The 26789-nt window shown below is 55.7% G+C and carries 24 protein-coding genes and 1 tRNA gene; 16 read left to right on the plus strand and 9 right to left on the minus strand.

Annotation, left to right across the window (positions count from 1 at the left end; translation table 11 throughout):
* The first annotated feature begins 5 nt into the window (after window positions 1-5).
* On the plus strand, window positions 6-2525 hold the full coding sequence (locus tag PK28_RS10095) for a TonB-dependent receptor (protein WP_044513605.1): 2520 nt from the start codon (window positions 6-8) through the stop codon (window positions 2523-2525).
* A 47-nt stretch (window positions 2526-2572) separates the two neighbouring features.
* On the opposite strand, the gene PK28_RS10100 is transcribed toward PK28_RS10095, so the two are convergent.
* The 3 genes from PK28_RS10100 to PK28_RS10110 all read right to left on the minus strand — a co-directional run bounded on the left by PK28_RS10100 (window position 2573) and on the right by PK28_RS10110 (window position 5018).
* Complete coding sequence (locus tag PK28_RS10100; protein ID WP_231576134.1) at window positions 2573-3373, minus strand: sterol desaturase family protein; 801 nt, start codon at window positions 3371-3373, stop codon at window positions 2573-2575.
* Window positions 3374-3456: 83 nt separating this feature from the next.
* Window positions 3457-4026, minus strand: a complete 570-nt coding sequence (locus tag PK28_RS10105; RefSeq protein ID WP_044513607.1) for a Crp/Fnr family transcriptional regulator — start codon at window positions 4024-4026, stop codon at window positions 3457-3459.
* Window positions 4027-4112: 86 nt separating this feature from the next.
* Entirely contained in the window at window positions 4113-5018 is a 906-nt protein-coding gene (locus PK28_RS10110; RefSeq protein WP_044513608.1) for a DUF2911 domain-containing protein, read from the minus strand.
* Window positions 5019-5512: 494 nt separating this feature from the next.
* Between PK28_RS10110 and hisG the strand changes: the two genes are divergently transcribed.
* The 11 genes from hisG to PK28_RS10165 all read left to right on the plus strand — a co-directional run bounded on the left by hisG (window position 5513) and on the right by PK28_RS10165 (window position 15194).
* Entirely contained in the window at window positions 5513-6364 is an 852-nt protein-coding gene (hisG, locus tag PK28_RS10115; protein ID WP_044513609.1) for an ATP phosphoribosyltransferase, read from the plus strand.
* 108 nt (window positions 6365-6472) lie between these two features.
* Entirely contained in the window at window positions 6473-7792 is a 1320-nt protein-coding gene (hisD, locus tag PK28_RS10120; protein ID WP_044513610.1) for a histidinol dehydrogenase, read from the plus strand.
* Window positions 7789-8868, plus strand: a complete 1080-nt coding sequence (hisC, locus tag PK28_RS10125; protein ID WP_316931929.1) for a histidinol-phosphate transaminase — start codon at window positions 7789-7791, stop codon at window positions 8866-8868. The genes hisD and hisC overlap by 4 nt, the downstream gene beginning before the upstream one ends.
* A 73-nt stretch (window positions 8869-8941) precedes the next feature.
* Window positions 8942-9361 (plus strand): Imm50 family immunity protein, encoded by a 420-nt coding sequence (locus PK28_RS10130; protein ID WP_044513611.1) that lies wholly within the window; start codon window positions 8942-8944, stop codon window positions 9359-9361.
* A gap of 30 nt (window positions 9362-9391) precedes the next feature.
* On the plus strand, window positions 9392-10504 hold the full coding sequence (gene hisB / locus PK28_RS10135; RefSeq protein WP_044513612.1) for a bifunctional histidinol-phosphatase/imidazoleglycerol-phosphate dehydratase HisB: 1113 nt from the start codon (window positions 9392-9394) through the stop codon (window positions 10502-10504).
* A gap of 167 nt (window positions 10505-10671) precedes the next feature.
* Window positions 10672-11265 carry an imidazole glycerol phosphate synthase subunit HisH gene (gene hisH / locus PK28_RS10140; protein ID WP_044513613.1) on the plus strand — a complete coding sequence of 198 codons (594 nt, stop codon included), beginning with the start codon at window positions 10672-10674 and terminating at the stop codon, window positions 11263-11265.
* A gap of 73 nt (window positions 11266-11338) precedes the next feature.
* A complete protein-coding gene (gene hisA, locus PK28_RS10145) occupies window positions 11339-12055 on the plus strand; it encodes a 1-(5-phosphoribosyl)-5-[(5-phosphoribosylamino)methylideneamino]imidazole-4-carboxamide isomerase (RefSeq protein ID WP_044513614.1) in 717 nt (238 codons plus the stop codon).
* Window positions 12056-12124: 69 nt separating this feature from the next.
* Window positions 12125-12883, plus strand: a complete 759-nt coding sequence (gene hisF, locus PK28_RS10150) for an imidazole glycerol phosphate synthase subunit HisF (protein ID WP_044513615.1) — start codon at window positions 12125-12127, stop codon at window positions 12881-12883.
* 151 nt (window positions 12884-13034) lie between these two features.
* Window positions 13035-13676: a bifunctional phosphoribosyl-AMP cyclohydrolase/phosphoribosyl-ATP diphosphatase HisIE gene (gene hisIE / locus PK28_RS10155; RefSeq protein ID WP_044513616.1), complete on the plus strand. Its 642-nt coding sequence runs from the start codon at window positions 13035-13037 to the stop codon at window positions 13674-13676.
* A gap of 82 nt (window positions 13677-13758) precedes the next feature.
* Window positions 13759-14520 carry a glycosyltransferase gene (locus PK28_RS10160; protein WP_044513617.1) on the plus strand — a complete coding sequence of 254 codons (762 nt, stop codon included), beginning with the start codon at window positions 13759-13761 and terminating at the stop codon, window positions 14518-14520.
* Between the two features lie 14 nt (window positions 14521-14534).
* A complete protein-coding gene (locus PK28_RS10165; protein WP_044513618.1) occupies window positions 14535-15194 on the plus strand; it encodes a lipid-A-disaccharide synthase N-terminal domain-containing protein in 660 nt (219 codons plus the stop codon).
* Between the two features lie 82 nt (window positions 15195-15276).
* On the opposite strand, the gene PK28_RS10170 is transcribed toward PK28_RS10165, so the two are convergent.
* Window positions 15277-16248 carry a GDP-mannose 4,6-dehydratase gene (locus PK28_RS10170; protein ID WP_044516798.1) on the minus strand — a complete coding sequence of 324 codons (972 nt, stop codon included), beginning with the start codon at window positions 16246-16248 and terminating at the stop codon, window positions 15277-15279.
* Window positions 16249-16354: 106 nt separating this feature from the next.
* Here PK28_RS10170 and PK28_RS19000 point away from each other — a divergent pair, with 106 nt between their 5' ends.
* Together PK28_RS19000 and PK28_RS10180 are read left to right on the plus strand one after the other, a co-directional pair.
* Window positions 16355-17263: a glycerophosphodiester phosphodiesterase gene (locus PK28_RS19000; protein WP_048825855.1), complete on the plus strand. Its 909-nt coding sequence runs from the start codon at window positions 16355-16357 to the stop codon at window positions 17261-17263.
* A 59-nt stretch (window positions 17264-17322) separates the two neighbouring features.
* On the plus strand, window positions 17323-19005 hold the full coding sequence (locus tag PK28_RS10180; protein WP_044513619.1) for an ArnT family glycosyltransferase: 1683 nt from the start codon (window positions 17323-17325) through the stop codon (window positions 19003-19005).
* Window positions 19006-19085: 80 nt separating this feature from the next.
* Here PK28_RS10180 and PK28_RS10185 read toward each other — a convergent pair whose 3' ends face one another.
* The 5 genes from PK28_RS10185 to PK28_RS10205 all read right to left on the minus strand — a co-directional run bounded on the left by PK28_RS10185 (window position 19086) and on the right by PK28_RS10205 (window position 26101).
* Window positions 19086-20132, minus strand: coding sequence for a hypothetical protein (locus PK28_RS10185; protein ID WP_044513620.1), 1047 nt, complete (start codon window positions 20130-20132; stop codon window positions 19086-19088).
* Window positions 20133-21248: 1116 nt separating this feature from the next.
* Window positions 21249-22340, minus strand: a complete 1092-nt coding sequence (locus PK28_RS10190) for a tetratricopeptide repeat protein (RefSeq protein ID WP_197070398.1) — start codon at window positions 22338-22340, stop codon at window positions 21249-21251.
* Between the two features lie 147 nt (window positions 22341-22487).
* Window positions 22488-25049, minus strand: a complete 2562-nt coding sequence (gene gyrA / locus PK28_RS10195; RefSeq protein WP_044513622.1) for a DNA gyrase subunit A — start codon at window positions 25047-25049, stop codon at window positions 22488-22490.
* Window positions 25050-25154: 105 nt separating this feature from the next.
* Window positions 25155-25397, minus strand: a complete 243-nt coding sequence (locus tag PK28_RS10200; RefSeq protein ID WP_044513623.1) for a hypothetical protein — start codon at window positions 25395-25397, stop codon at window positions 25155-25157.
* Between the two features lie 17 nt (window positions 25398-25414).
* Window positions 25415-26101: an HD domain-containing protein gene (locus PK28_RS10205; protein WP_044513624.1), complete on the minus strand. Its 687-nt coding sequence runs from the start codon at window positions 26099-26101 to the stop codon at window positions 25415-25417.
* Window positions 26102-26394: 293 nt separating this feature from the next.
* Here PK28_RS10205 and PK28_RS10210 point away from each other — a divergent pair.
* Both PK28_RS10210 and PK28_RS21145 read left to right on the plus strand, forming a co-directional pair.
* Window positions 26395-26467: transfer RNA gene (locus PK28_RS10210), tRNA-Thr, on the plus strand.
* Window positions 26468-26605: 138 nt separating this feature from the next.
* Complete coding sequence (locus PK28_RS21145) at window positions 26606-26740, plus strand: hypothetical protein (protein WP_262489736.1); 135 nt, start codon at window positions 26606-26608, stop codon at window positions 26738-26740.
* The last annotated feature ends 49 nt before the right edge of the window (window positions 26741-26789 follow it).

Raw genomic sequence — 26789 nt, forward strand, 5'->3', positions numbered from 1 at the left:
TTTGGATGAGATTTCCGTGGTCGGCCGTATTCCTGCTGGTGCTGCTTAGCTGGAACTTGCAGCCAGCGGTGGCGCAGCAAGCAGGACCCACGCAGGTATCAGGCACCGTGCGGGATGCCGCGGGGCAGCCATTGGAACTGGTGGTGGTAGGCATTGAAGGCCTGCCGGGAGCCAGCACCACCGATGAGCAGGGGCACTTCATGCTGAAAGTGCCGCCACCCACCGAAACCCGCAGCCTGATGCTGGTGGCGCGCCGCCTGGGGTACCAAACCCTGCGCCACCCCCTAAACCTGATCAATAACCGGGAGCTTAAACTCACGTTGAAAACCGATTCCCGTTCCTTGCGCAACGTTACCGTGCGGGGCCGCTCGGAGAATGCCGACCCCCGGGAGCAGGTCAGCATAACCCCGCTGGACCCGCGCGCGGCCAAGGAACTGCCTTCCGCCTTCGGTGACTTTAACAAGATCCTGACCACACTACCGGGCGTGGTGGCTAATAATGAGCTGACCAGTACCTACTCAGTGCGCGGCGGCAACTACGAGGAGAACCTCGTGTATGTAAATGGCTTTGAGGTGTACCGGCCGTTTCTGGTTACCTCGGCCCAGCAGGAGGGCCTGAGCTTTGTAAACCCGGATCTGGTTGATAAGGTAGACTTTTCCAGCGGTGGCTGGCAGCCAAAGTATGGAGATAAGCTTTCCTCCGTGTTGAATGTAGCCTACAAAGTACCCCAGCGCTTTGCAGCTTCCGCTTCGGCCAGCCTCACGGGGGCTACTGCGCATGTGGAAGCGGTTTCGCCCAATAAGCGCATCAGCTACCTGGCCGGCGTGCGCTACAAAAACCCGACTTACGTTTTCAACTCATTGCGCAGCGCGCAGGGCAATTATAACCCTACGTTCTATGATGCGCAGGTATATATAACGGCCGCGCTAAGCCGTGATACTACAGACCTGGACCGCACCACCGTTGGCCTGCTTACCACGGTAGCGCACAACGACTTTGACTTTGCACCACAAAGCGGGCAGTCGACCTTTAGTACCGGAACAGCCCAATTTCAGCGCCTGACTATTTACTATGATGGCCACGAGCGGATGCAGTATGATACCTACCAGACGGGCCTGAATTTGCGCCACCGTTTTACCCGGGAGTTACAGGCTGAAGTGTTGGCAGGCGTATTGCTTTCCCGGGAGCTGGAATACCGTGATGTAGAAGCGGCCTACTCCCTGGCTGATATTGACCGGGACCCCAACTCACCGGATTTCAACAAGGAAGTACGTCAGCGCAACCTGGGTTCCCGCTTTGATCATTCCCGCAATACGCTGCAGGCCCGCATCGGCACCCTGGAAACCCGGGGCAGCTGGACACCCGGTACGCGCCATACTATTCTGGCCGGCGTGAAAGCGGGTCGGGAAAAAATAACCGATAAGCTGAGCGAATACAGCTTTGTGGATTCCGCCGACTTTGTGCCCGATTACCGCCGCACCCGTTTGCAGGCTGATTTGGGCCTTAGCAGTTTCCGCTACCAGGGATACGGCCAGCATACCATTACCCTGGACTCACTGCGTACTCTAACCTACGGACTGCGTGCCAGTTACTGGACGGTGAACCAGAAACTCACTATCAGTCCCCGGGTGCAGTATTCTATGATTTCGCGCCGCAACCCCAACCTATCATTCAAGCTTGGGACGGGCGTGTACTACCAGCCGCCGTTCTACCGGGAGCTGCGCGACCAGCAAAGCCAGCGCGACGCCAGCGGCGTACTGGTTTATACGGGTGTGCTAAACCCGGAGCTGCGGGCGCAACGCTCCCTGCATTTCATTGCCGGTTCTAACCTGAAGTTTGAGCAGTGGGGCCGCCCGTTCCGCTTTTCAGGGGAGGTATACTATAAATACCTGACGGATGTAGTGCCCTATGATGTAGACAATGTGCGGCTTCGCTACTTTGCCCGCAACAATGCCACGGCCTACGCCGCCGGTATTGATGCCCGCGTGAGCGGCGAGTTTGTAAAAGGAGCAGAGTCGTGGTTTAGCCTGGGGATTCTGACCACCAAAGAAAACCTGCAGGGCGACTCCATTACACGTTACGATGCTGATGGCAAGATACTGGGCCGGGATGCGAAAGGCTACATCCGCCGCCCCAGCGACCAACGCGTGAACCTGGGTATATTCTTTCAGGACCATTTGCCCAATAACCCTTCCGTGAAAGGCTACGTGAACCTGGTGTTTGGTTCCGGGCTGCCCTTTAGCCCGCCCGGCTTGCCGGAACTGCGCGGTACTACAAAGCTCACCCGCGCCTACCAGCGCGTGGATCTGGGTTTTACCAAAGTCATTTCCATGCCCGCGGCCGAAGGCAGCCACCGCGCGGGGCAGTTGGAAAGCCTGTGGCTGGGCCTGGAAGTACTCAATATCATTGATGCCAACAACGTAGGCGGGTATAACTACATCCAGGACCTTAATGGCCGCACGTATTCGGTACCAAACTACCTTTCCCGGCGGGTCATCAATGCGCGGGTTATTGCCCGGTTTTAACACGCCGCTCTAATCGTAATACGGTCAGGCTTTGTTTGCACGGGCGGTTAAGAGGACCCATCATGCACATCTTTGAAAAGAAGCATGGGCAGTAGCTGCTGTTCTTTTTCATTATCGAAGCCGCAGGTAGCCTCAAATAGGGCGGGGTTTCGGTAAGTGCCAAAGAGCCAGTCCCACACTACCAGGTCGCCGTAATTGTGGCTGTGCTGTTGGTACTGATGGTGTACCCGGTGCATTTCCGGGCGCTGGAAAATGTAGCCCACCCAACGGGGCGTACGCACGTTGGTATGATAAAAGAACTCTCCCAGCGCCGTGCACAGCGTATAAATAGCCCCGGCTGCCGGGCTTAACCCCAGGAAGGTGTAAACCAGCAGGCCTCCAATAATGGAGTTGACGGCCATTTCCAGCGGGTGCTTGTAGAAGGAGGTAATAACTTCAATTCGCTGGGGGCTGTGATGAATCTGGTGGAAGTGGAGCCACAGGAAATCCTGCGTATGGCGCCAGCGGTGCCACCAGTAGAAGATGAAAGTAGCAACCACATAGGCCAGAACGCCACTGGCGAAGGGGCCAAGGTGTTGGGAGAGGTGAAATACAGAGTACTTAGAAAACCACTTTTCCCAGGTAACCCCGGCTACCACCACAATAAGAAGTTGTGCCAGGTTTACCACCAGTACGCGCAGCGGCCAGGTTTGCACCCAGGGAAGTTTCCAGCCCGGAACTACCCGTTCCAGAATTAAGCAGAATATAAAAGCCCCGAAAATAAGGGTGAGCATGGGCGGTGGATACCCGCCCAGGGAAATGGAGGGGCTACCATGGACTATGGATAGTAAATGCTTCAGCGTTGTCATGACATGTGCGCTATAGGGTGAAACCATAGCTCAAAAGTCAGCCAAGCACTAGCCAATACGCTTGATATATATCAAGAAAGCCGCTAGGCACTTCGGCGGGCCCGAAGGCGGCTCAGGGTTTCAGGGGTAAGGCCCAGGTGGGAAGCGAGCATCTTAAGCGGAACCCGCTGAAAGATATCGGGAAAGTCAGCCAGCAGCTTTTCATAACGCTCGGCGGCGGAATACATGCGCAGGTGCAGGGCCCGCTGCTCACTAAGAACATAATACTTCTCCGTGAGGGTGCGGCCTATAAAGTTAAACTCAGGAAAATCCCGATAAAGCTGCTGCAACTGCTCATAGCTTAAAGACCAGAGCATGCAGTCGGTTAGTGCCTGCAGGTACTCATGGGAGGGTTGCCGGGCAAAAAAGCTGTGTATGGAGATGATAAAGTTGCCTTCCTGCATAAACCAGGCAGTAACCTCCTTACCATCTTTTAAATGAAAGCCACGCACTAACCCCCGTTGCAGAAAGTAGAGCCGGTTAGCTGTTTGGCCGGGTTGCAGCAAATAAGCGCGGTGGAGTACCGTTTCCTGCTTTACTAACTGCCCGACGGCTACCCGTAAGGGCTCTGACAGGGGCTGTATAGCATCACAAAGGGCAAGAAAGACTTCCATGGCAGGTAAGATAACCGGCAAGCAGAAAACGACAAAGCCGCCCCAATAGAAGCAGCTTTGCCGTTGATTTGAAGAATGAAATGCAGTTAGTAAGCCTTGGCCTGCCACTCGGTAAGGGCAATACGCATGGTAGGCTGCTGCGACTTAAAGGTGTTATCGTCTTTGTCGCCGAGTTTAAGGGCTTTGCGGGCGTAGACAATAGCGGTGCTGTAATCTTCCTTGGAGGCCAGCAGCCGGGCTTTCAGCCAGTTGTTCAGGTAAGCATCATTCAGGCGGATGGATTCATTGATGTAGCGCAGCGCCAGCTCGGCCTGAATGTTATTCTGAATCAGGTACTCGGCGGCCTGGGCCAGCAGTTGCCAGTTGTGCGGCTGCTTGGCCAGGGTTTGCTCAATGCCGGCCAGGGCCTGCGCGTGTACGTCGGTGGTGATGTAGACCGAGCCGGTGAGCTTTTCCCAGCTCAGGTTCAGGCGCGCCGTACCGTTTTTGGCATCCGAAAACCAGTAAAGCAGTGTTTCGCGGAATGGCGAGGCCTCCGGCACAATCGGAATGCGGACCAGGTCATCTTTTTCCTCGTAGCCTTCCGCGCCCCAGTGCGTGGTAACCCGGTTCAGCACAAACTGCCAGTCCTGATCAGAGACGGGCAAGACATACAGCGAGTAACTGCCGGCGGGCACGGCCTGACCATTTATGCGCACCGGCGCCGAAAACTTAACCAGGGTGTTTTCATTGGCCCCAGCCCGCCATATCTGATTGTAGGGCACCAATTGTCCCCATACGGTGCGGCCTTTTACGCCCGGGGCATGATAATCCACGGTAATATCCGTCAGGCCAATGGTTTGCTGCACCAGGGCGTGGGGGCTGGCCTGCGGCAGGGGGAGCTGTAGGGTAGGTTCGCTGGCTTGCTGCGCTTGCGCGGCGGGAGCTACTACTCCCAGGCTAACCACTAAACCAACACACCCCGCTAGAACAGTATGAAAAGAGCTATGCATACGCAAGAACTAATGACCATGTAAACGTTTCGATTACTACCCGAAACAATGGTGCCATTTATAGAGTTGGGGAGAAGAAAGCCTTTCAAAGGTCAGATTTTCGAAGATTTTTTCAAGAAAAAGATTTTATCTGGCACTTCTACCGTAGTATTGCACCACCAAAGCCAATTCCATGCCGCTCGCCGCGCCTTTTGTATGCACCATCAGCCCCCGCGCTGCCGCCCCTGCGGCCGCTGGCTGGCTGCGCGCGGCGCACCATCATCTGCATGGCCACCATTCCTCTTTCTAGAGGAATGAACGAATCATATTGACCCGTTGGGCGAACCGCACCAGGTTCCCCGGCCCCCGCAAACAGGTGGCCACGGCAAGCTTTTGCCGTTTTCCAACGAAAGGGTCCTGCTCCCCGTTTCTTTTCAAGACATCTTCGGTTTGCAAGTAAGCTTCCGGCAGTAGCCCGGGCTTTCCTTTCAGATCATACTTTTTAATTCAACGATATGCTCCGTCTGGCCATCCAGAAATCGGGCCGCCTCAGCGAAGACTCCCTGAATCTGATTCGGGAGTGCGGCATCAGCTTCCTCACCTCGTCCTACAAGCTCAAGACCGAAGCCACTAACTTCCCCCTCGAAATACTCTACCTGCGCGACGACGATATTCCCGGCTATGTGCAGGACGGCGTGGCCGACCTGGGCATTGTGGGCCAGAACGTGCTGGTAGAAGCCGGCTTCCCGGAACTGGAAATCGAAGGTCTGGGCTTCAGCAAATGCCGCCTAAGCCTGGCCGTGCCCCGCGCCGCCGCTTATGATTCGGTGCAGGACCTGCAGGGCCGCAGCATTGCCACCTCGTACCCGCTCATTCTGGGCAGCTACCTGGCCGAGCGCGGCGTGCAGGCCGACCTGCACACCATTAGCGGCTCGGTGGAAATTGCCCCCAGCATTGGGCTGGCCGAGGCCATTTGTGATATTGTGAGCAGCGGCTCTACGCTGCTGGGTAATGGGCTGCGCGAAGTAGAAACCGTGTTTCGCTCGGAGGCAGTGCTCATTGCCAACCAAAGTCTGAACGCGGAGAAAAAGGAATTGCTGGAGCAACTGTTGTTCCGGATGCAGGCCGTGCGCCGCGCCCGCCGCAACAAGTACATTCTATTAAATGCCCCGATAGCTGCGCTGGATGCCGTGAAGCAGTTGTTGCCCGGTATTAAGTCGCCCACCGTAACGCCGCTGGCCGAAGAAGGCTGGGTGTCGGTGCAGTCCGTTGTGAACGAGGACGACTTCTGGCACATCACGGGCCAACTGAAAGCAGTGGGCGCCGAAGGCATTTTAGTGCTCCCCATTGAAAAGATGATTGCCTAGATCTAGGACAGGGTTTCGCTGTAGTCTTCTATAAAAGCCGGAATTAACCCTCCGGCTCCGCAACCAGAATACACCGGAGCCCAACCATTAGCCCGTAGCAACCAACAGATGCAACTTTTTCAATATCCCAGCCAGGCCGAGTGGGGCGCGTTGCAGCAGCGCGCCGCCCAGCAGCAGGCTCAGGACGTGGAGCAGCGCGTGCAGCAAATCTTTACCGACGTTCGCCAGCGCGGCGACGCGGCCCTGCTGGAATACGCCCAACAGTTTGATGGCGCCGAGCTAGCCAATGGTTTGCGGGTGAGCCCGGAAGAGCTGGCCGCCGCAGCCGCCCAGGTGCCCGCCGATTTGCAGACTGCTATTCGCCTCGCCCATGCCAACATTCTGCGCTTCCACCAAGCCCAGGTGCCGCAGGAAGAACGGGTAGAAACCATGCCGGGCGTGCTATGCTGGCGCCGGGCGGTGCCGGTGCAGCGGGTGGGCCTGTATATTCCGGGCGGCACGGCACCCCTGTTCAGCACCTTGCTCATGCTGGGCGTGCCCGCCCGTCTGGCCACGTGTCCGGAAATTGTGCTGTGCACGCCGCCCCAGCGGGACGGCTCCGTTAATCCCATTATCCTGTTCACCGCTCAGCTGCTGGGTATCTCCATTATTATAAAAGCCGGCGGAGCCCAGGCCATAGCTGCTTTAAGCGGGGGCACGGAGTCGGTGCCGGCCGTGGATAAGATTTTTGGCCCCGGCAACCGCTACGTTACGGCGGCCAAACAGCTGGCTACCCGCTACGGCGTGGCCATTGATATGCCGGCCGGCCCTTCCGAAGTTTTGGTTATTGCCGATGAATCGGCTAACCCCGCCTTCGTGGCGGCAGATCTGCTGAGTCAGGCTGAGCACGGCCCCGACTCGCAGGTGATTCTGCTCTCTGACTCCATGACGGTGCTGGAACAGACTAAGGCCGAAGTGGCCCGCCAGCTGCAGGAACTGCCCCGGGCCAAAGTAGCGACGCAGGCGCTGACTGAGAGCCGGGTTATTCTGCTTCGCTCGCCGGAGGAAATGCTTTACTTCTCCAACCAGTATGCCCCCGAGCATTTGATCCTGGCGGTGCGCAACCCCGAGCAGCTGGCCGAAGGAGTGACCAGTGCGGGCTCCGTATTCCTGGGGCATCTCACTCCGGAAGCAGCCGGCGACTACGCCTCGGGTACCAATCATACCCTGCCTACCAATGGCTACGCCCGCAACTACAGCGGCGTGTCCCTGGATTCCTTCTTCAAGAAAATCACCTTCCAGCGACTCACGGCCGAAGGCCTGCTGAACGTAGGACCCGTGGTAGAAACCATGGCCGAAGCGGAAGGCCTGCGGGCCCACGCCCGCGCCATTACGCTTCGGCTGGAAGCATTGGCCGCCGGCGAAGTCAATAACGAAAGCGCATCATGAGCGCCCCAATCTTCCCCTTTGTGATGTTTAACCTAGATAGCCTGGTGCGGCCCAATATCCGGACCATGAAGCCTTACTCTTCGGCCCGCGACGAATTTCAGGGCGAAGCGCATGTGATGCTTGATGCCAACGAGAACAGCCTGGGCAGCGCTGGTCCCGAGCGGTTCAACCGCTACCCCGATCCTATGCAGCGCGCCGTAAAGGCCGAGCTGGCCCTACTGAAAGGCGTGCGCCCCGAGCAGATTTTCCTGGGTAATGGCTCCGATGAAGCCATTGACTTGCTGGTTCGCCTCACGTGCACTCCCGGGCAGGACAGCATCCTGATCCTGCCGCCTACCTATGGCATGTATGAGGTAGCGGCTAACCTGAACGATGTGCGCATTGAGCGCCTGCCGCTCACGGCCGACTTTCAGCTTTCCGCCGAAACAGTGGCCGGCGTGCTGGCTTCTGAAGCCAAGCTGGTATTCCTGTGCTCCCCCAATAACCCCACCGGCAACCTGCTGCATGCCGATGCCATAGAGGAAATACTGCGCGGCTTCCGGGGTCTGGTGGTGGTAGACGAAGCCTACGCCGATTTCGCCGATGCTCCCAGCTGGACTACACGTCTGGATGAGTTTCCGAACCTGGTAGTGCTGCAGACATTTTCCAAAGCCTGGGGCTTGGCGGGGCTGCGCCTGGGTATGGCTTTCGCCTCGCCGGAGGTCATCCGTTACCTCAATAAAATCAAGCCTCCTTATAATGTATCGGAGGCCACACAGCAGCATGCACTGGAAGCTCTGCGCGATGCGGCCCGTTTTGAGCAGATGCGCCGGGAGTTGCTGGTAGGTCGTGATTGGCTGCAGGCACGTTTGCCTGCGCTGCCTATCGTGGAGCAAGTTTTTCCTTCTGATGCCAACTTCCTGCTCGTGCGTTTCCGGCCCGATGCCACGGCGGTGTATGATTTTCTGCTGGGCCGCGGCATTGTAGTGCGCAACCGCACCACGCAGCCCGGCTGTGCCGGCACGCTCCGCCTGACCGTTGGTACTCCGCAGGAAAACGAGCAGCTGCTGCAGGCACTGCAGGAGTTTCAAGGTTAGTATATACTAAAGAACGTCATGCTGAGCTTGTCGAAGCATCTCTACCGTTTCATTCGCTAATCAAGCAAGAGCCATGAACGAAAGTCCCGGGATTCGCCGAATAGCTAATGCGTCACTTGTTCTTGAGTACTTCGGTTACTGGCCAAATTTTCACGACGCGGAAGTGAAGAAAGTAACGTTTGAAGCCAATCCGGGCTATTATCCGACGGTTACTTTTCTGATTGCCGCAAGTGAGATGACAACGTCAACCGATGAGCTAGGATACTTTCGTCAGGCAAAATGCTGCGAAATCGAACTTCGGTTTATAGGCGTTAAGGAAATTGACTTTGATGGATTCGGTCATCAAAACGTCATCTTCAGTTTGAAATTTGATGAACAAGATGCCGACCTCACCTGCACGCTGGATTCGGCGGTCGGCCTGGATGCCTTCATTATCGCCCAATCTGCTGAAGTGGTGTGTTTGATACCAAACAATACGTCAGACCTGGCATAGCGCCTGAGCGACCAACACTTTTATAAACTCATGAAAAAAGTACTCTTCATTGACCGCGACGGGACTATTCTCATCGAACCCCCCACGGATTTTCAGGTGGATTCCCTGAGCCGGGAAAAATTTCAATTTGTGCCCGGCGCCATTACCGGGCTGGCCCGCATTGCCCGGGAGCTTGACTACGAGCTGGCGCTGGTAAGCAACCAGGATGGCCTGGGCACCGATAGCTTCCCCGAACATACCTTTTGGCCGGCCCACCAGATGATGCTGGACATTCTGCGCTCCGAAGGCGTGGAATTTGTCCGGGAGCACATCGACCGGAGTTTCCCGCACGAGAACCTGCCCACGCGCAAGCCCGGCATCGGCATGCTGGAAGAATACCTGGGCGATGCCAGCCAGTATGACCTGCCGCATTCGTTCGTCATCGGTGACCGGCTAACGGATGTGGAACTGGCCGAGAACCTCGGGTGCCAGTCTATCCTGATGCGGCCGGAAGGGGAGGGCGACGAGCGTGCTGCCCTTACGACTACCAGCTGGGAAAAAATATACCAGTTCCTGCGGCTGCCCGCCCGCACCGCCGTGGTGCAGCGTGATACCAACGAAACCAAAATCAGCATCGAGCTGAATCTGGATGGTAGCGGCCGACCAGAGATGCACACCGGTCTGGGTTTCTTCGACCATATGCTGGATCAACTCAGCAAGCACTCCGGCGTGGATATGAAAATCACGGTGCAGGGCGACTTGCACATTGATGAGCACCACACCATAGAAGACACCGCCATTGCCTTGGGCGAAGCCTTCACTCAGGCCCTGGGCGATAAGCGCGGCCTGGCTCGCTATGGTTTTCTGTTACCTATGGATGATGTGCTGGCGCAAGCGGCTATTGATTTCTCCGGCCGTCCCTGGATAGTATGGGACGCCGAGTTTAAGCGGGAGAAAATAGGGGATATGCCAACGGAAATGTTTTACCATTTCTTCAAGAGCTTCTCTGATGCGGCCCGCTGCAACCTCAACATAAAAGCCGAAGGACAGAACGAGCACCATAAGATTGAAGCCATTTTCAAAGCCGTGGCTAAGTCTATTAAGATGGCGCTGGTGCGTGATGCCGGCCGCATGGAAATCCCCAGCACGAAGGGTGTTTTATAGGTTATTCATTTGTATAAACATTTGGGTAATTCGGATATGAGACTTTCTTTCAACTCTTTAAGTTGATTTCAGTGTCATCCATTATTAAAGATGAAAAAAACATTGTCCTTAATGTTATCCAAATGTTTATCGATTGGTTTCAGTATGTTTTCCCTGTGTTTTAACAAATGGAAATAGCGGTAATTGATTACAAAGGCGGCAATGTGCAGTCGGTGTTGTTTGCGCTGGAGCGCCTGGGGGTACAAGCTATTCTGACCGCTGACCATGAAATAATCAGAAGGGCAGACAAAGTATTGTTCCCCGGGGAGGGGGAGGCGGCCTCCGCTATGCGGGAGCTGCGGGCCCAGGGGCTGGATGAATTCCTGCCCACCCTGACGCAGCCTTTCCTGGGCATTTGCCTGGGTATGCAGCTGCTGGGGCGTCATACCGAGGAAGGCGGCGGTACCGACATGCTCGACATTCTTCCTTTCGATGTAGTGCGCTTTGAAGCTTCGCCGGACTACAAGGTGCCCCACATGGGTTGGAACACGTTGCAAGCCCTCCGCAGTCCGCTGTTTAATGGCCTGCAGCAGGAAGACTATGTGTACTTCGTGCATAGCTACTATGCACCCGTAGGCGACTACACCATTGCCCAGACGGAATACCCCACCGCGCCCTTCAGTGCCGCCGTGCAGCACCGCAACTTCTACGCGGTGCAGTTCCACACGGAAAAGAGTGGTCCGGTGGGCACCCGCATTCTGGAGAACTTTCTGAAACTCTAACAGCCCCTGTGGCTCCGCTTCCCGGAATACCGGGCAGCGGAGCCCTGCCAGCTTATTGCCTTTGACAACTTCTATGGAAATCATTCCAGCTATTGACCTCATAAACGGCCAGTGCGTGCGCCTGACGGAGGGAGACTTCGCGCAGCAAACCACCTATGATGCCGACCCCGTAGCCGTAGCCCAGCGCTTCGAGCAGCATGGCGTAAAGCGCCTGCACCTGGTAGACCTGGATGGTGCCCGCGCCAAGCAGCCCGTAAACCTGCCAGTGCTGGAACGCATTGCCCGCCACACCAACCTGGTTATTGACTTTGGGGGCGGACTGCAGAGCGAGGAGGCCGTACGGCAGGCTTTTGATGCGGGAGCCCGGCAGATAACCGCCGGCAGCATTGCCGTACGGGAACCGGAAACGGTGAGTGGCTGGCTGCGCACCTTCGGGGCGGATAGCATCATTATTGGAGCCGACTTCCGCGACAACTATATTTCCATTAACGCCTGGGCCGAGCAGAGCGAGCGGACGCTGCGGGAATTCGTAGAGAATTATCTGACGGTAGGCGCTACTACGTTTATCTGTACCGATGTAAGCAAGGACGGTAAGCTGCAGGGCCCTTCGCTCGGCACGTACCAGTTGCTGCGGGAGCAACTGCCCACGGCTAAGCTGGTGGCCAGTGGGGGTGTTACTACCATTGCCGATGTGGAAGCTCTGGCTGCCGTTGGCATGCATGGCGCTATCATTGGCAAGGCCATCTACGAGGGCACTATCACCCTGCAGGAATTACAGCCATGGCTGTAGCCCTGGTCTACAATCAGTATCAAGCCTCGAACATCAGAAGAGGCCCGAAACGCTTCAAGCACTAGCAGCATGCTGACCAAACGAATCATTCCCTGCCTGGATATAAAAGATGGCCGCACCGTAAAAGGCGTGCGTTTTGAGGGCCTGCGCGATGCCGGCGACCCGGTGGCGCTGGCAGCACGCTATGCTCGCGAAGGTGCCGACGAGCTGGTGTTCCTCGATATTACCGCTACCAACCAGAAGCGCGCCACGCTGGTAGCGCTGGTGCGTGATGTGGCCCGCGAGCTGGACATTCCCTTCACGGTAGGTGGCGGCATTGGCACCGTGGCGGATGTAGAGGTACTGCTGATGAACGGAGCCGATAAGGTAAGCATCAATTCGGCCGCGCTGGCGCGCCCGGAGCTGATTGATGAACTGGCAGCCCGTTTCGGAAGCCAGTGCATTGTGGTGGCCGCCGATACGCGCTATAACGATGCCGACGGCTGGCAGGTCTACACCCGGGCCGGCACCAACAACACCGGCCGCGACGCCGTGCAATGGTGCCGCGAAGCCGCAGACCGGGGCGCCGGCGAAATCCTGCTGACCTCCATGAGCAACGACGGCACCAAAGATGGCTTTGCCCTGGATATCACCGGCGCCGTAAGCCGGGCCGTGTCGGTGCCGGTGGTGGCATCCGGCGGGGCGGGCTCCAAGCAGGACTTCACCAACGTATTCCTGCAGGCCCACGCTGATGCCGGACTGGCCGCCAGCATCTTCCACTTTGGTGAAATCGGAATTCGGGAACTGAAGGAGCACCTGCGCCGGGATGGTATTCCCGTCCGGCTGTAGGATCTGAACAACAGTCCCTATGACTCAAATAGAACGTGTCATGCTGAGCGCAACCGAAGCATCTCTACCGCTTCGTTGAGGCTTATGGCCCTAACCGGTTGCTTCGCTTCCGCTCAACAACAAGGCCGTTTTCATTCATTAACTACCCTCCATGGACTTTGCTAAAATGCCCGATGGGCTTATTCCCGTTATTGTGCAGGATGCCCACACCGGGCAGGTGCTGATGCTGGGCTATCAGAATGAGGAAGCGCAGCGCGTAACCCAGGATACCGGCCGCGTAACGTTCTATTCCCGCTCCAAGCAGCGCCTCTGGACCAAGGGCGAAACCTCCGGCAATTACCTCACTGTGGTCAGCCAGCACCCCGACTGCGACCAGGATGCGCTGCTGATACGGGCCATTCCCGATGGGCCTACCTGCCACCGCGGCACCACCAGCTGCTTTGAGCAGCTGGATCAGACGGCTTACCCGGCGCCGGCAGTGAGCTTTATTGCCGAGCTGGAACGGCTGGTGCAGCGCCGGCAGCAGTTTCCGGAGGAAGATCCGAAGTCATACACGGCTTCTCTGTTCCGGAAGGGAATGCCCAAAATTGCCCAGAAAGTGGGAGAGGAGGCCGTAGAAACGGTTATTGATGCCGTAGCGGGCAACGTGGAAGGGCTGAAAGGCGAAGCGGCTGACCTGCTCTACCATTTGCTGGTGCTGCTTACTGCCTCGGGGTTGTCGTTGGAAGATGTGGTGGCCGTGCTGCGGCAGCGCCATTCCACTATTTCCGGGGGCGTGCGGCGGGAAGAATAGCCGCGGAACGCTGTTCCCGCTTCGATAAGCAGCCTGCGCCGCCAAAACCTGCTTACCTTGCTCGCCGTTTCATCGTTTTATTATGCCCAACCACGCCTCCGCTTACCTGGCCCTGCAAACCCTGACCGTTCTGGTTCCCGTGTACAACGAAGAAGAGAGCCTGCAGCAGTTTGTGGTGGAGATGAATAAGTTTCTGGAAAAAACGCCGGTAGCTACCACCGTCCTCTTTGTGAATGATGGCTCTACGGACAACTCCCTGCCCATTCTGCGCGACATCTGCCGGCATGATTCCCGCTACGAATACATATCCCTGAGCCAGAACCGGGGCCTGAGCACGGCCATCAAAGCAGGGGTAGACCACTGCCGCACCACGCTCATCGGCTACATTGACTCCGATATTCAGACCTCGCCCATGGACTTTCTGAAGTTCTTCGAGTTCTTCCCGGAATATGATATGGTAAACGGCATCCGGGCCAAGCGTCAGGATACGGTGGTGAAGAAGCTTTCCTCCAAGGTGGCCAACACCGTGCGCCGCACGCTCATCAACGACGGCATTCAGGATACAGGCTGCCCGCTCAAGATTATGAAGATGGAGTATGCCCGCCGGCTGCCCCTGTTTCATGGCATGCACCGCTTTCTGGGGGCGTTGGTGCAGTTGCAGGGCGGCCGCATAAAGCAGATTCCGGTGCAGCACTTCCCACGCTTTGCCGGCACGGCCAAATACAACCTCTGGAACCGCGCCTGGAAACCCCTGGTTGATACTTTTGGCTTCCGCTGGATACGTTCCCGCTGGAAAAACTACGAAATTGGCGAGCATCACCGCGCAGAAACCACGGGGCGCTAATTCAGCCGGATACTATGACCACACAGACCGTAGCGCTGGGCATTGGACTGGTTTCGCAGCTCTTGTTTTCCAGCCGCATTGTGCTGCAATGGATACAGAGCGAGCGGGCCAAGCGGGTGCTGGTGCCCACGCTGTTCTGGCAGATCAGCCTGATATCATCGTTTCTGATGATAGTGTACGGCATTCTGCGCCACGACCCCATTATCCTGGCGGCGCAAATCATCAGCTACGGTATTTACATCCGCAACCTGCAGCTGCTGGGCGAGTGGCGCAAGCTGAACCCCTGGTTTCGGGCGGGGGCATATGTATTTCCGGTAGCTATGCTGGCCTGGTTTGTGGCCGGTAATCAGCATTTCAGCCTGCGCACCATGCTGGATAACCGTATTCCGGGCGGGGTGCTGCTGCTGGGTGCAATTGGTCAAACCATTTTTCTGCTGCGCTTTGTATATCAGTGGCTTTACTCCGAGCGCAAGGGCGAATCAACGCTGCCGTTGAGTTTCTGGGTTATCAGCCTGCTGGGCTCCGCGCTCATTCTGGTGTATGCACTGCTGCGCCAGGATGTGGTGCTTATCATTGGCAATGTGTTTGGCACGGTGGTGTATGCCCGCAACATTGTGCTGCTTCGCCGCGAGCAGGCCCGCCTGCAGCAGCAACCCGAGACGTCCGTGGTTTAGCTTCCGGTTGATTTAATTGCTATCCTTAAAAAAGGCCTGACAGAACGTATTTGTCAGGCCTTTTTTAAGGATAGCTGTGCGGTTAGTCTTCCTGTTGATCCATCCACTGCACAAAGTCCCGCAAGCCGTCCTGCAGGGTAGTTTGCGGGGAGTAGCCCAGTAGTTGCTGGGCTTTGGAGATATCGGCGTAGGTCACGTCCACGTCGCCGGCCTGCATGGGCTGGAACTCCAGCTGCGGCTTGCAGCCCACGGCTTCGCCTACGGCCTGAATCAGTTCCAGCAGCGCTACCGGCCGATGGTTGCCCAGGTTGATGGTTTCATACACATCGGAATGGCTCAGCAGGTAGTCTACTCCGCGGGCAATGCCATCTACCGTATCCAGCACAAAAGTGTAGTCGCGGGCCGTGCTGCCGTCGCCGAAAACTGGAATGGCTTCCCCGGCCCGCAGGCGGCGCACAAACTTATGAATGGCCAGGTCGGGGCGCTGGCGGGGGCCATACACCGTGAAAAACCGGGCATTGAGCACATCCAGCCCGTAGAGGTGGTGGTAGGTATAGGTCAGTTGCTCGCCGGAAAGCTTGGAGGCCGCGTAGGGCGAAATGCAGGTAGCCTGCAGGTTCATATCCTCCCGGAAGGGCAGCTCCCGGGTGTTGCCGTATACCGACGAGGAAGAGGCGAAGAACAGCTTTTGAATGTCGCGCAGGCGCATCCATTCCAGCAGGTGGGTGGTCCCGATGACGTTATTCTGCAGATAGGCGGCCGGCTCTTTCACGGAAGGCCCCACGCCAGCCTTGGCGGCCAGGTGCACCACTATTTCAATAGGGTCGGCGGGGAGGGCGTCTACCAGGGCATCAAGGCCATCCTGCAGGTCGGCTTCATGGAAGCTGAACCTTTCCTGGGTAAGCAGGTTGGCCATGTTAGCCTGCTTAATGGCCCGCGGGTAAAATGGGTCGAAGTTGTCCAGGCCCACCACGCGGTGGCCCTGCTGTAGTAGCCTGTCACAAAGGTGGGAGCCAATAAAACCCGCACAACCCGTAACCAGAATAGACGCCATATGCACAATAGAATAGGAGAGAGCCACTGGTCAGAAACCCGGCAGGCTGGCAAAGGTAACCTGAATTTGATACCCTGAGCGGGCTTTCTACGTAGCTTGTCGATCTATGAAACAACCTATCCGCCAGGTGCTGCTGCTTTGTGGTGCCTGGCTGCCGCTGAGTGCCGCCTTGGCTCAATCGGGAGCCAATACTCCGGTAGCAGCCGTACCGCTGCAAGAGGTTCAGGTGCTGGGGCACGCCGGGTCTGGTTTTATCACCCCCATCAACCCATTTAATGCCTTGCCGCCCAGCAGCCTGCGCGGTGTTGAAAAGGCCTTAAAGCGGGGTGCTGATGGAATAGAAATAGATATTCAGCTCAGTCAGGACAGTGTGCCCATGCTTTATCATAACAGGGAGCTGGCCACCCTCACCAATACCCGGGAAGGCTGCATCAGCACCCGTACGGCTGCCTCTATTACCAGTCTGCGCTATCGGCCTGGCTGGCCCTACGATTGGTTTCAGCAGGAGCGTCCCCAACGCCTGGATACCCTATTGGCCCGCCTGGTCAAACGCCCCACGTTCCCTTATCTGCATCTGGATCTGCACGAAGAAGATGCCTGTACCGGCTATGATGACGGGCGCCGTTCCCGTATGCTTATTCGGGCACTGGCTACGCTACTCAGCCGGTATCAGGTGCCACCCGGGCAGGTGCTGATTCTAACCAACCAGCCAGCTACTCTGCAGTATATTCATGAGCAAATGCCCCAAGTAGCCCGGGGCCTGGAAGTGACCCAGGATTTTGATGCCGGCCTGCAATTGGCACAGTCTAACGGGGTACAGTCCGTGGTAATGTCCAAGTATGTGGCCACGCCCGAGCGTAGCGCCCGGGTGCATAGCGCCGGTATGAAAGTCGTTATCTTCGGAGGCCGCTCATCGCGGGCTATTCGCCGGATATTATGCTGCCAGCCCGATGCCGTAGAAGTTGATAATCTCCGCCAGTTGTTGCATCTGCGCAGCAAAGCAAAGGGAGCATAAGCGTTATAAAGACAGTGTCCTTCACCGGGCTTTCGGGCCATAATATGCGAGCTTAGCTCATGCGAATTACGTTTTTCCAGTCGTGGCGGGGGCAGTTGTTGGCGGTATTGGTGGTATGTTTCTTTTACTTCTTCCTGCATTTGGGCGTGCAGGAGGTGGGGCTGATGGAAAGCCGAAACTTCGTGGCCGCCCGGGAAATGGCTGCTGGAGGCTCCTGGCTTCTCCCAACCATGAATGGAGAGCTACGCCTGGCTAAACCACCCTTACCCACCTGGGCCGTAGCCGGTATGATGCGACTGATCGACTTTCCGCGGCCGGATCAGCTTTTCTGGCTGCGCCTGCCCGCCGCTGTTATGTCCACCGTGCTTATCCTGTTTTTCTGGGGCCTGTTGCGGGAGTTAACCCAACTTTACCCCGGCGAAGCAGAGGCTCCGGGCCGCACGGCCTGGGTGGGGGCGTTGGTGCTGGCCAGCAGCCTGCTGATGATTACTGTGGGCCGCGATGCGCAATGGGATATCTTCTCCCATAGTTTTATGATAGGCTCCCTGTGGCTGCTGGTCCGGGCGAGTCGAACAGCTGACCGGGGTGTGCTCTGGGGAGCGTCCGGGTTGCTGTTGGGGTTATCTATCCTCAGTAAGGGCCCGGTGGCGCTGTATGGGGTGTGGCTACCGTTTCTTATCTGCTATTACCAACCCCGGTTTGGGGGGGCAGTCGGCCGGTTGCGGCAGGAGTGGAGCGGCCTTCTTTTCCTGGTGGTGGTGGCGTTAATAGTGGGCGTTTCCTGGCCCTGGTATGTGTGGCAGCATGTGGCGCCCACTGCCCTTACGGTAGCTCGTACCGAAGTATCCTCGTGGCAGGGACGGCATGTGCAGCCGTTTTGGTATTACTTCAACTTCCCCGTGTTCACCGGGGTGTGGGCTTTGGTGGCCTTGGCGGCGCTCGTAGTACCCTACGCCCGGCGCCGCGCGGGTCGGTATGTGCCCTATGCCTTGGGTTTTGTCTGGCTGCTGGTTTCGTTTTTTCTGCTCAGTGCCGTACCGGAGAAAAAGGAGCGCTATATGCTACCCTTGTTGTTTCCATTGGTCATGCTCCTGACGGGCATGCTGCGGGCCTGGGAAACCGCTGCGCAGGAGCAACGCCTTACCCGTTCCGACAACCGACTTTTGTGGGCATGGGCGGTTCTTTTGGTCGTGGTGGGAGTAGGCCTGGCCGGGGCAATGGCGGTAATTGGTCTGCCGGGTTTTGAATTTGGTACCGCCCGGTTCTGGGCGGTGCTGCTTCTGGGCGGCCTGATCAGCTATAGCATCTTAAAAGGTCGGGGTGCTCACCAGGCGCCCAGGCCGCTTCGGTTGGTACTGGCTTCGTTTATTCTAATGGCAGCGGGCATGGCTATTCTCATGCCAGCCTATCCGGTATGGGAAAACCGAAAAGCCGAAGCCGGCCTCCGACGTATGGCGGATATAAGGCGTGATGCCCGCTGGAAACCCTATTCCTGGCACAGTCTGACCGAAATTCAGATCAAGCAGGTATGGGCTGCGGGCAAGGCTATACCGCTGTGGAATATCCAGGAGCGGGCGCTGCCCGCTACCCCTTTTCTCCTTTTTTCACCTGCACCGGTCCGGCGCGAAGAACTGGGTGTTAATGCCAGCCGGCTGGCGGTTCTGCCGGTAGACAGTTTCTTTCTAGGCCGTGACCGGAAGTCTGGTCAGTGGTATGTTGAGTTGGTGAAATTGCAGGAATAAGTATATAATTCTGATAATCAGTTAAATAAAGGGCCACCGAAACTATTCACTAGTTTCGGTGGCCCTTATCTTTTTTGCGGTTACCTGCTTACCTGGCGCCGGATCTTTTCTATCAGACTGTTCACGATCAGTAAGTCATCGGCATCCTGAATGCTTAACTCCGTATGGATTCCGGGTCCGGAAATCAGGATTCGGAATCCGGAATCTATGGATGGGGCAGCAACAGGGGGCGCCGCCACTTTTGCATTTGTATAAGCCGGCGGCCCGCTTGGTTCTAACGGCGCAGATGGGGCGCTCTGGAATTCGCGGGCCGGTGCTGGCGGGGTTGGGTATTCTTCGCCGGGCTTCGTGGTGTTTTCATTATTCAGAGTAGTTCGCTCCGTATGAGACGGTACCTGCTGGAAGTCCATGTCTTCGATATCTAAACCGAATAACTGGGAAATGGCGTCCCCACCTGCTACAGATGAAGGTACAAAAGCAGCTGGTTCCTTATTGCCAGGAATAGAACTGTTGATAAGGGAAGCCGGAGAGGTATAAGATAGGGAGGGAGAAGATATACCGCCGGGGGACTGAGTACTCGTATCAGCCTTAAATAAGTTCATAGGCATTTCCCCCGCCGATAACTCCCGCCGTGGCCCCTGCTGGGCTGCCAACTGGTCAATATCTGCCACCACGTTTCGCTCATCCAGAATGTCAACCATGCGGGCCCCGTCCAGGAATGCTTTGGCTACACCCTGAGCATTGATTTCCTCTACATTGAATTCCCGGATGAGCATTACATCCAGCATATGGACCGGCAGTTCCCGGTTTCGGAACTTTCGGCATATCTGGGTGAATAGCGGGGGATGCAGAAAAGCCTCCCGATGATAGATTTTCTCTTCCCGCTTATCATAGGCATGCTTAATTCGGCGGAAGAGATTAGTAGTAGTGAGAATCTCACGCTTACTGGTAAGTAATCCAAACTTAACAGCAGAACCTATAATTGCCTTAAAAGAACCACTAACCTTACGATTAAGCTTACGGGCAGCCATTTCAATGGCACACTTACCTCCAGTATCATCTACAATCTCAGCTACTTCCCAGGCACTATCATAGGAAGTGCGTGGATAATCAATGGTTTTAGGCATAGAAGACAAGAGAATAATAAAGAGTAATACAAGAATAGGAAATAAGAATGGTATATGAAAGTAGTATAAAGTATAAAAAGGTATAGATAAGTAATGCTTTATTAAACTTTTTTATACTATTATAAGCTTTTACTTACTTACCAAACTTGAAATAACCATTTACTCATTCTACTATTATATAATTACCAAACTAACGTATGGGGCCAGACGTCATGGGCGGGGCAGGAGGGAAGGCCTCTCAATGACTTATAAACGCATTGTATAAGCCACTGATGATCCTACCTTTAGCTGTAACCGATACAAATAAGCGTTCAGCCAGGCTAGAAATTTCGCTATTTTTTAAGCAGGACTTCAATCACCAGACGAACCAAAACCTGAAGAGCTACGTGGTTACTTAACATAACTACAGATAAAACACATGTTGCTCGAAAGGAGAGAGCCGCGGCATTCCTTTCTGCCAAGCCTTTTAATGGCTGGCCAACGCACAGGAATGAATCCTTTCTTTAATAGACTTTTAACCTTATATCTTTAAAAAGGAGACATGCTCAAGAGTAAGTTCTTTACTTGATGGATCCTAATCTGAAGTTACCAAGCCCGGACCTCTGAGAGAAAAGGGTTGATTATTCCTATAAAGCCCCTGATCAACGGTCTTGGCTGAATCTGCACTACAAAGTAATCATAGACTTATGCCAGTTGCTGCCGAACCATCAGGCTATATCTTAATACTCGTTCTGTTCTGAAGCGCTTCCTGGGACAGTTCGGCTACTTTCTGCGGCGTGATATTGGGCGGCGGCGGCGCCTTTATAATAGTGTCCTACACTGCTATTACTTTGTGGGCAGAGTACTTAATAGGATAGCGAGTGCCTGTAACATGAGGTCACCGCTAATCTTATCTACTCATAGCAGCAGACTATCCATCTTAACACCAAATAGTAGCCATCCCATTATATATCAAACGCTACTTACTATACGATACCAATCTGTACGTGCCAGCCATAACAACCTAAATCATACCCCAATCAAACCTAATTTAATTGTCTTATAATTTATATTATGTTAAGTAGTATATTGTAAAAGCGGCCCGACTGTTCATCGGGCCGCTTTTCTTACCTCCCCTTACTTCTTCAGGGCTTCCAATTTGGCGTTCATGCGCTCAGCATCGGCATTCCGGTTGAGACGGACGTACACCTTCTGTAACGAAGAAATAACTGCCCGATCATTGGGCTGCAGCTGCAGCGCCTTCTCAAAGTATGGCAACGACAGCTCGAAATACTTCTTGCCGTCGGCTTCCATCTTCTTGCCCGACTTCTGATACGTAGCCAGGTTCATGCGACTGGCTTTAGTATACAGGTCTGCCGCTTTGTTGTAATTGTAAACGCCCAGGTTGAACTGTGCGTCGAAGTTATTCGGATCAATCTCTACGGCTTTCTTATAAGCAGCCAGTGCTTGCTCCGGCTGCTTATTCTGGTCCAGAATAGAGCCTTTCACGGCATACAGGTTGGCGTTGGTTGGGTCGGCCACAATGGCTTTGTCAATCTTATCCATGGCCTGCGCGCCCTGGCCGGCGCTGAGCAGCATATTCAGCTCCTCCAGCATAAAGCCTTTGTTGTTCGGATACGCTTTCAAAGCCTGCTGGATAACATCCATGGCCGCTTTCTCGTCCTTTTCCTGACGGGCAATCTGCAGCAAACGGTTGTACATCTGCGGCGACTTGTAGTTAATGCCCATCAGCTTGTTGTAGCTCTCCTTGGCCGAAGCAAAATCCTGCTTGGCTTCGGCGGCATACGCGGCATACAAATACGCCGTGGTATCCTGCGGACGAATCTGCTGAGCCATTTTGTACGAGTTGATGGCGTCATCGTACTTCTGGGCGTTGTAGCTTTCTACCCCGGCGTTCAGGGCCATACCAAAAAGGTTGTCCATTTTGGCGGTAGCCAGCTTGCCGTACTCGCCATCTTTACCATCCAGCTGAATGGCTTTCTGATACGATTCAAACGCAATTTTGGCGCCCTCACCGGGTGCCAGTGTTTTGCCATATATAGGGCTGGCAGCCATAGCATCATAAACTTCGCCCCGGGTATACCAGGTTTTCGCTTTATCCGAAGTTTTGGGATTCTGAACGGCTTTATCGATTTCTGTGCGCGCTTTATCCAGCGTACCCTGACGCTGATACAGCACGGCATTCGTTACCGCTGAGTTCTGAGCCATAGCCACTTGCATTGATAAAGCAGCCAGACAGGTTAAAATGACCTTCTTCATAGGGTTGTCGAAGAATAACGAGTGAGAGAATTGGGAATTACTTGACAAACGAAAGCACAAAAGCCCGGGTTCAGGCCCGGGCTTTTGAATTTACGGTTAGTTGGAGCTAAGCGCATCAGGATCAGTGAGCGTACCCAGGTCAGATTCGGCTCCTGAATCGGTGCCGCCCGCCTCCACGGTGGCAGCTTCCTCCAGGGCCTCCTCTACTTTGTCTTCAGCTTCTACTTTAGCCACCGACGAAATGGCGTCGCCATCCGAAATCTTCAGCAGCCGAACGCCTTGCGTGGCCCGGCCAATGGTACGAAGATCTGCCACCCGCAGACGAATGGTAATGCCGGAACGGTTGATAATCATCAGATCATCGGAGTCGTTCACTGCCTTAATGGCAACCAGCGCACCCGTCTTATCCGTGATTTTCATGGCCCGAACCCCTTTACCACCACGGTTGGTGATGCGGTACTCTTCCAGCTCGCTGCGCTTGCCGTAGCCATTTTCTGAAACTACCAGCAGCTCCTGCGTGGGGTCCGATATGCAGACCATGCCCACTACCCGGTCTTCGGGGCCCACCAGCGTGATACCGCGCACACCGGCCGCATTGCGGCCCATGGAGCGTACTTTGCCTTCGTGGAAACGAACCGCGCGGCCCGTATTCAGGGCGACAATAACTTCGCTGTTGCCCGTGGTAAGCTGCACGTCCAGCAGTCGGTCACCCTCGTTAATGGAAATGGCGTTGATACCGGCGGTGCGAGGGCGCGAGTAAGCTTCCAGCGGGGTTTTCTTCACGGTGCCCTGCTCGGTGCAGAACATCAGGAAGGTATTTTCCAGGTAGTCCGGGTCGCGCAGGCCGCGCACGTTCAATACCGAGCGGACAGAGTCTTCGCGCGGAATCTCAATCAGGTTCTGAATCGGACGGCCTTTGGTGTTCTTCCCTCCTTCTGGTACTTCGTATACTTTCAGCCAGAATACGCGGCCCAGTTCGGTAAAGAACAGGAGGTATTCATGGGTGGTAGCCACGAACAGGTGCTCGGTGAAGTCGTCGTTCTTGGAAGCAGCCCCGCGGGCGCCAACCCCTCCCCGACCTTGTGCCCGGTACTCGTCCAGCGCCGTGCGCTTAATATAACCTTCGCGGGAGATGGTAATTACCATGCTCTCATCGGCAATCATATCCTCCATCGAGAAGTCGCCACCGGCGTACTCAATGGTGGTGCGGCGGGCATCCCCGTACCGCTCCCGGATATCAATCAACTCGTCCTTGATGATCTGGCGCTGCATCTCATCCGACGCCAGCACAGCATTCAGGTGGTCAATCAGCCGCATCAGCTCATCATACTCCTTCACAATTTTGTCGCGCTCCAGGCCGGTAAGGCGCTGCAGACGCATATCCAGGATAGCGCGGGCCTGTACTTCGCTTAACTTAAAGCGTTCAATCAACTCTCCCCGAGCCACTTCCGGGTCGCGGGAGCCGCGAATCAGGGCAATTACCTCGTCCAGGTGGTCAAGCGCAATCAGCAGACCTTCCAGGATGTGGGCGCGCTTTTGGGCTTCGGCCAGCTCATAGCGTGTACGGCGAATAACCACCTCGGCGCGGTGCTCTACGAAGTATACAATAAGGTCCTTCAGGTTGAGCGTGAGCGGCCGGCCTTTCACCAGCGCTACGTTGTTTACCCCAAAGGAAGACTGCAGCTGCGTGTACTTATACAAGTTGTTGAGCACCACGTTGGGCATGGCGTCCCGCTTCAGCTCATACACAATGCGCATACCGTCGCGGTCAGACTCGTCGCGCAGGTCGGAAATGCCTTCAATTTTCTTTTCGTTGATGAGCGCCGCCGTTTTCTCAATCATGGACGCCTTATTCACCATGTAGGGAATTTCGGTTATCACGATTTGCTCCCGGCCGGAGGGCTGCACCTCTACGCTGGCTTTAGCCCGCACTACCACGCGGCCGCGGCCGGTTTCGAATGCCTGCCGTACGCCTTCGTAGCCATAGATGGTACCACCCGTAGGGAAGTCGGGAGCCACAATGTGCTCCATCAGCTCGGCAATGGTAATTTCGGTGTTATCCAGGTAGGCAATGATGCCGCTCACTACCTCCGTGAGGTTGTGCGGCGCCATGTTGGTGGCCATACCCACGGCAATGCCGGAGGTGCCGTTTACCAGCAGGTTGGGGAACTTGGCCGGGAATACGGAAGGCTCCTCCAGGGAGTCGTCAAAGTTGGGCTGAAAGTCAACCGTTTCTTTGTCCAGGTCGCTGAGCAGCTCATCGGCCAAACGCTTCAGGCGGGCTTCGGTGTAACGCATGGCCGCCGGCGAGTCGCCGTCTACGGAGCCAAAGTTACCCTGGCCGTCTACCAGCGGGTAGCGCAGGCTCCAGTCTTGGGCCATGCGCACCATGGTATCGTACACGGAGGAGTCGCCGTGCGGGTGGTACTTACCCAGCACTTCACCCACGATACGGGCACTTTTCTTATAGGATTTGTTGTAGGAGACGCCCAGCTCGCTCATGCCGTAGAGCACGCGCCGATGCACAGGTTTCAGGCCGTCGCGCACATCGGGTAGAGCCCGGGAGATAATAACCGACATCGAGTAGTCGATGTAGGCGCCGCGCATTTCATCTTCAATGTTAATTGGGATGATTTTCTCGCCTTCTGCTTCTGCCATAAGAGGTCGGAAAAGCCAATCAAACCCTGCGGGCTGGTGGCTAGTTGGTGGTTACAGTATTAAGCCTGCAAGATACAAAAAAAACGGCCTTATTGCCTAGCTCTGCTAGGTTTTCGACTTGCTTTTATCCGCTTTATTCTTACCCTTTTGCTGCTGGTGCACCTTAATTTTTTCACCAATAGCGGGGTTCTGTTTTTTCCAGATAGGCTGGCCGCGGTAACGGGCTCCATTATGGTAGTGCACCTTACGGGTATGGCACGATAACATGGGGCACGTGCGGCAGGAACTGGCGCCCAGCAGCACAAACAGTGGCACCAGGAGCCGAAGCACAACAATACGAGTGGTCATTGGTCAAATGTACGATTCTATTCGGAAGCCTGTATAGCGGCCGGGCCTACATCGGCACTCTCCCACTCGCGCAGGAATTGGGCCAGAAACTGTTCCATAAAGGCATGACGCTCTTCGGCCACCGCCCGCGCGGCCGGCGTGTGGAGCCGCTCGCGCAGGTGCAGCAGCTTCTCGTAGAAATGGTTGATGGTAGGCGCCGTGTTCTTTTTATAACTCTCGAAGGAGTCATGCGACACGGGGGGCACGGCGGGGTCATGCAGGGGGCGGCCCTTGTGGCCGCCGTAGGTGAAGGCGCGGGCCACGCCAATGGCGCCAATGGCATCGAGGCGGTCGGCATCCTGCACCAGTTCCCCTTCCAGCGTGCTCATGGGTGTGGGCACCCCCAGGCCCTTGAAGCTGATTTCCCGGATGATGGCCTCTACCTGCTGGATGGTGGCTTCCTCGGCCTGCAGGCTGGCCAGCCACTGCCGCGCCGCACGGGGCCCGGCCTCCTCATCACCGCCGTGGAATTTCCAGTCGGCTACATCGTGCAGCAAGGCGCCCAGCTCTACTACTTCTACCTGTGCGGCCGGTGTATGCTGCGCCAGGGTTGCGGCCGTTTGCCATACCCGGCGAATATGCTCCCAATCGTGGCCGGAACCTTCGTTCAGGAATTTTCCCCGGATGAATGCAGCGGTTTTAGCAATAATTTCTGAGTTATTCATCAACGGCGAAATGTAAAGAAATGGAGAAACAGCGGGAAGAGGAAGCTTACCGCTGCCAAGCCACAAAGCAACGAATCTGCCGGGACAAGCTGGCCTCCCTCCTACTAAACGCCGGATTTTCTTTGGATTGTGAATCTCCGGCTGGCATAGTTGCATTTTCAGTCACTGAAGGGCTACCAATGAAACGCGCATCAGCAAACACTTTATGCGCGACCAAGATAATTTGTCAGGGAAATTTCAACCCAATATTTGGCCCTTTGCAGCGAATGGCGTAGGTTTGTCCCACCATTCAGGCCTCCTTAGCTCAGCTGGTAGAGCAACTGACTTGTAATCAGTAGGTCGCTGGTTCGATCCCGGCAGGAGGCTCAACAATTTAATCCCGGAAAACCCGGAAGTCCGCATATCTGGCAACAGAAGCGGGTTTCCGGTTTTTTTGCGTTTAGGTCAAATCCCTTATCCGCGCTATGTAATCCCCTATTCACGCCCCAATACACGCCTCACTTTATGACTATCCAATTTATTCACCGCACGGAGAATATGGATGCCCTGGGCCGGTCCGTTGTGTACCTGCTGGCTCACTTCAATCAGAAGCGGCTGCGCATCAGCACCGGTGAACAAACAGAAGCGACTGGCGGGTAGGCTTCCGGATGCACCTGTATACCAAGCGGGTGCGAAGGAAAACTAACTT

Origin of the sequence: Hymenobacter sp. DG25B, assembly GCF_000801315.1 — a bacterium.
Lineage (GTDB): Bacteria > Bacteroidota > Bacteroidia > Cytophagales > Hymenobacteraceae > Hymenobacter.

Coding starts and splice junctions, on each gene's coding strand:
- hisC (WP_316931929.1), top strand. CDS start 7,789: ATGAGCGCCCCAATCTTCCCCTTTGTGATGTTTAACCTAGATAGCCTG.
- PK28_RS10180 (WP_044513619.1), top strand. CDS start 17,323: ATGCGAATTACGTTTTTCCAGTCGTGGCGGGGGCAGTTGTTGGCGGTA.
- PK28_RS10095 (WP_044513605.1), top strand. CDS start 6: ATGAGATTTCCGTGGTCGGCCGTATTCCTGCTGGTGCTGCTTAGCTGG.
- hisA (WP_044513614.1), top strand. CDS start 11,339: ATGGAAATCATTCCAGCTATTGACCTCATAAACGGCCAGTGCGTGCGC.
- hisG (WP_044513609.1), top strand. CDS start 5,513: ATGCTCCGTCTGGCCATCCAGAAATCGGGCCGCCTCAGCGAAGACTCC.
- PK28_RS10105 (WP_044513607.1), bottom strand. CDS start 4,026: ATGGAAGTCTTTCTTGCCCTTTGTGATGCTATACAGCCCCTGTCAGAG.
- PK28_RS10170 (WP_044516798.1), bottom strand. CDS start 16,248: ATGGCGTCTATTCTGGTTACGGGTTGTGCGGGTTTTATTGGCTCCCAC.
- PK28_RS19000 (WP_048825855.1), top strand. CDS start 16,355: ATGAAACAACCTATCCGCCAGGTGCTGCTGCTTTGTGGTGCCTGGCTG.
- PK28_RS10130 (WP_044513611.1), top strand. CDS start 8,942: ATGAACGAAAGTCCCGGGATTCGCCGAATAGCTAATGCGTCACTTGTT.
- hisH (WP_044513613.1), top strand. CDS start 10,672: ATGGAAATAGCGGTAATTGATTACAAAGGCGGCAATGTGCAGTCGGTG.
- PK28_RS10190 (WP_197070398.1), bottom strand. CDS start 22,340: ATGGCTCAGAACTCAGCGGTAACGAATGCCGTGCTGTATCAGCGTCAG.
- PK28_RS10165 (WP_044513618.1), top strand. CDS start 14,535: ATGACCACACAGACCGTAGCGCTGGGCATTGGACTGGTTTCGCAGCTC.
- PK28_RS10110 (WP_044513608.1), bottom strand. CDS start 5,018: ATGCATAGCTCTTTTCATACTGTTCTAGCGGGGTGTGTTGGTTTAGTG.
- gyrA (WP_044513622.1), bottom strand. CDS start 25,049: ATGGCAGAAGCAGAAGGCGAGAAAATCATCCCAATTAACATTGAAGAT.
- PK28_RS10185 (WP_044513620.1), bottom strand. CDS start 20,132: ATGCCTAAAACCATTGATTATCCACGCACTTCCTATGATAGTGCCTGG.
- PK28_RS10200 (WP_044513623.1), bottom strand. CDS start 25,397: ATGACCACTCGTATTGTTGTGCTTCGGCTCCTGGTGCCACTGTTTGTG.
- PK28_RS10160 (WP_044513617.1), top strand. CDS start 13,759: ATGCCCAACCACGCCTCCGCTTACCTGGCCCTGCAAACCCTGACCGTT.
- hisD (WP_044513610.1), top strand. CDS start 6,473: ATGCAACTTTTTCAATATCCCAGCCAGGCCGAGTGGGGCGCGTTGCAG.
- PK28_RS10100 (WP_231576134.1), bottom strand. CDS start 3,373: ATGACAACGCTGAAGCATTTACTATCCATAGTCCATGGTAGCCCCTCC.
- hisF (WP_044513615.1), top strand. CDS start 12,125: ATGCTGACCAAACGAATCATTCCCTGCCTGGATATAAAAGATGGCCGC.
- hisIE (WP_044513616.1), top strand. CDS start 13,035: ATGGACTTTGCTAAAATGCCCGATGGGCTTATTCCCGTTATTGTGCAG.
- hisB (WP_044513612.1), top strand. CDS start 9,392: ATGAAAAAAGTACTCTTCATTGACCGCGACGGGACTATTCTCATCGAA.
- PK28_RS21145 (WP_262489736.1), top strand. CDS start 26,606: ATGACTATCCAATTTATTCACCGCACGGAGAATATGGATGCCCTGGGC.
- PK28_RS10205 (WP_044513624.1), bottom strand. CDS start 26,101: ATGAATAACTCAGAAATTATTGCTAAAACCGCTGCATTCATCCGGGGA.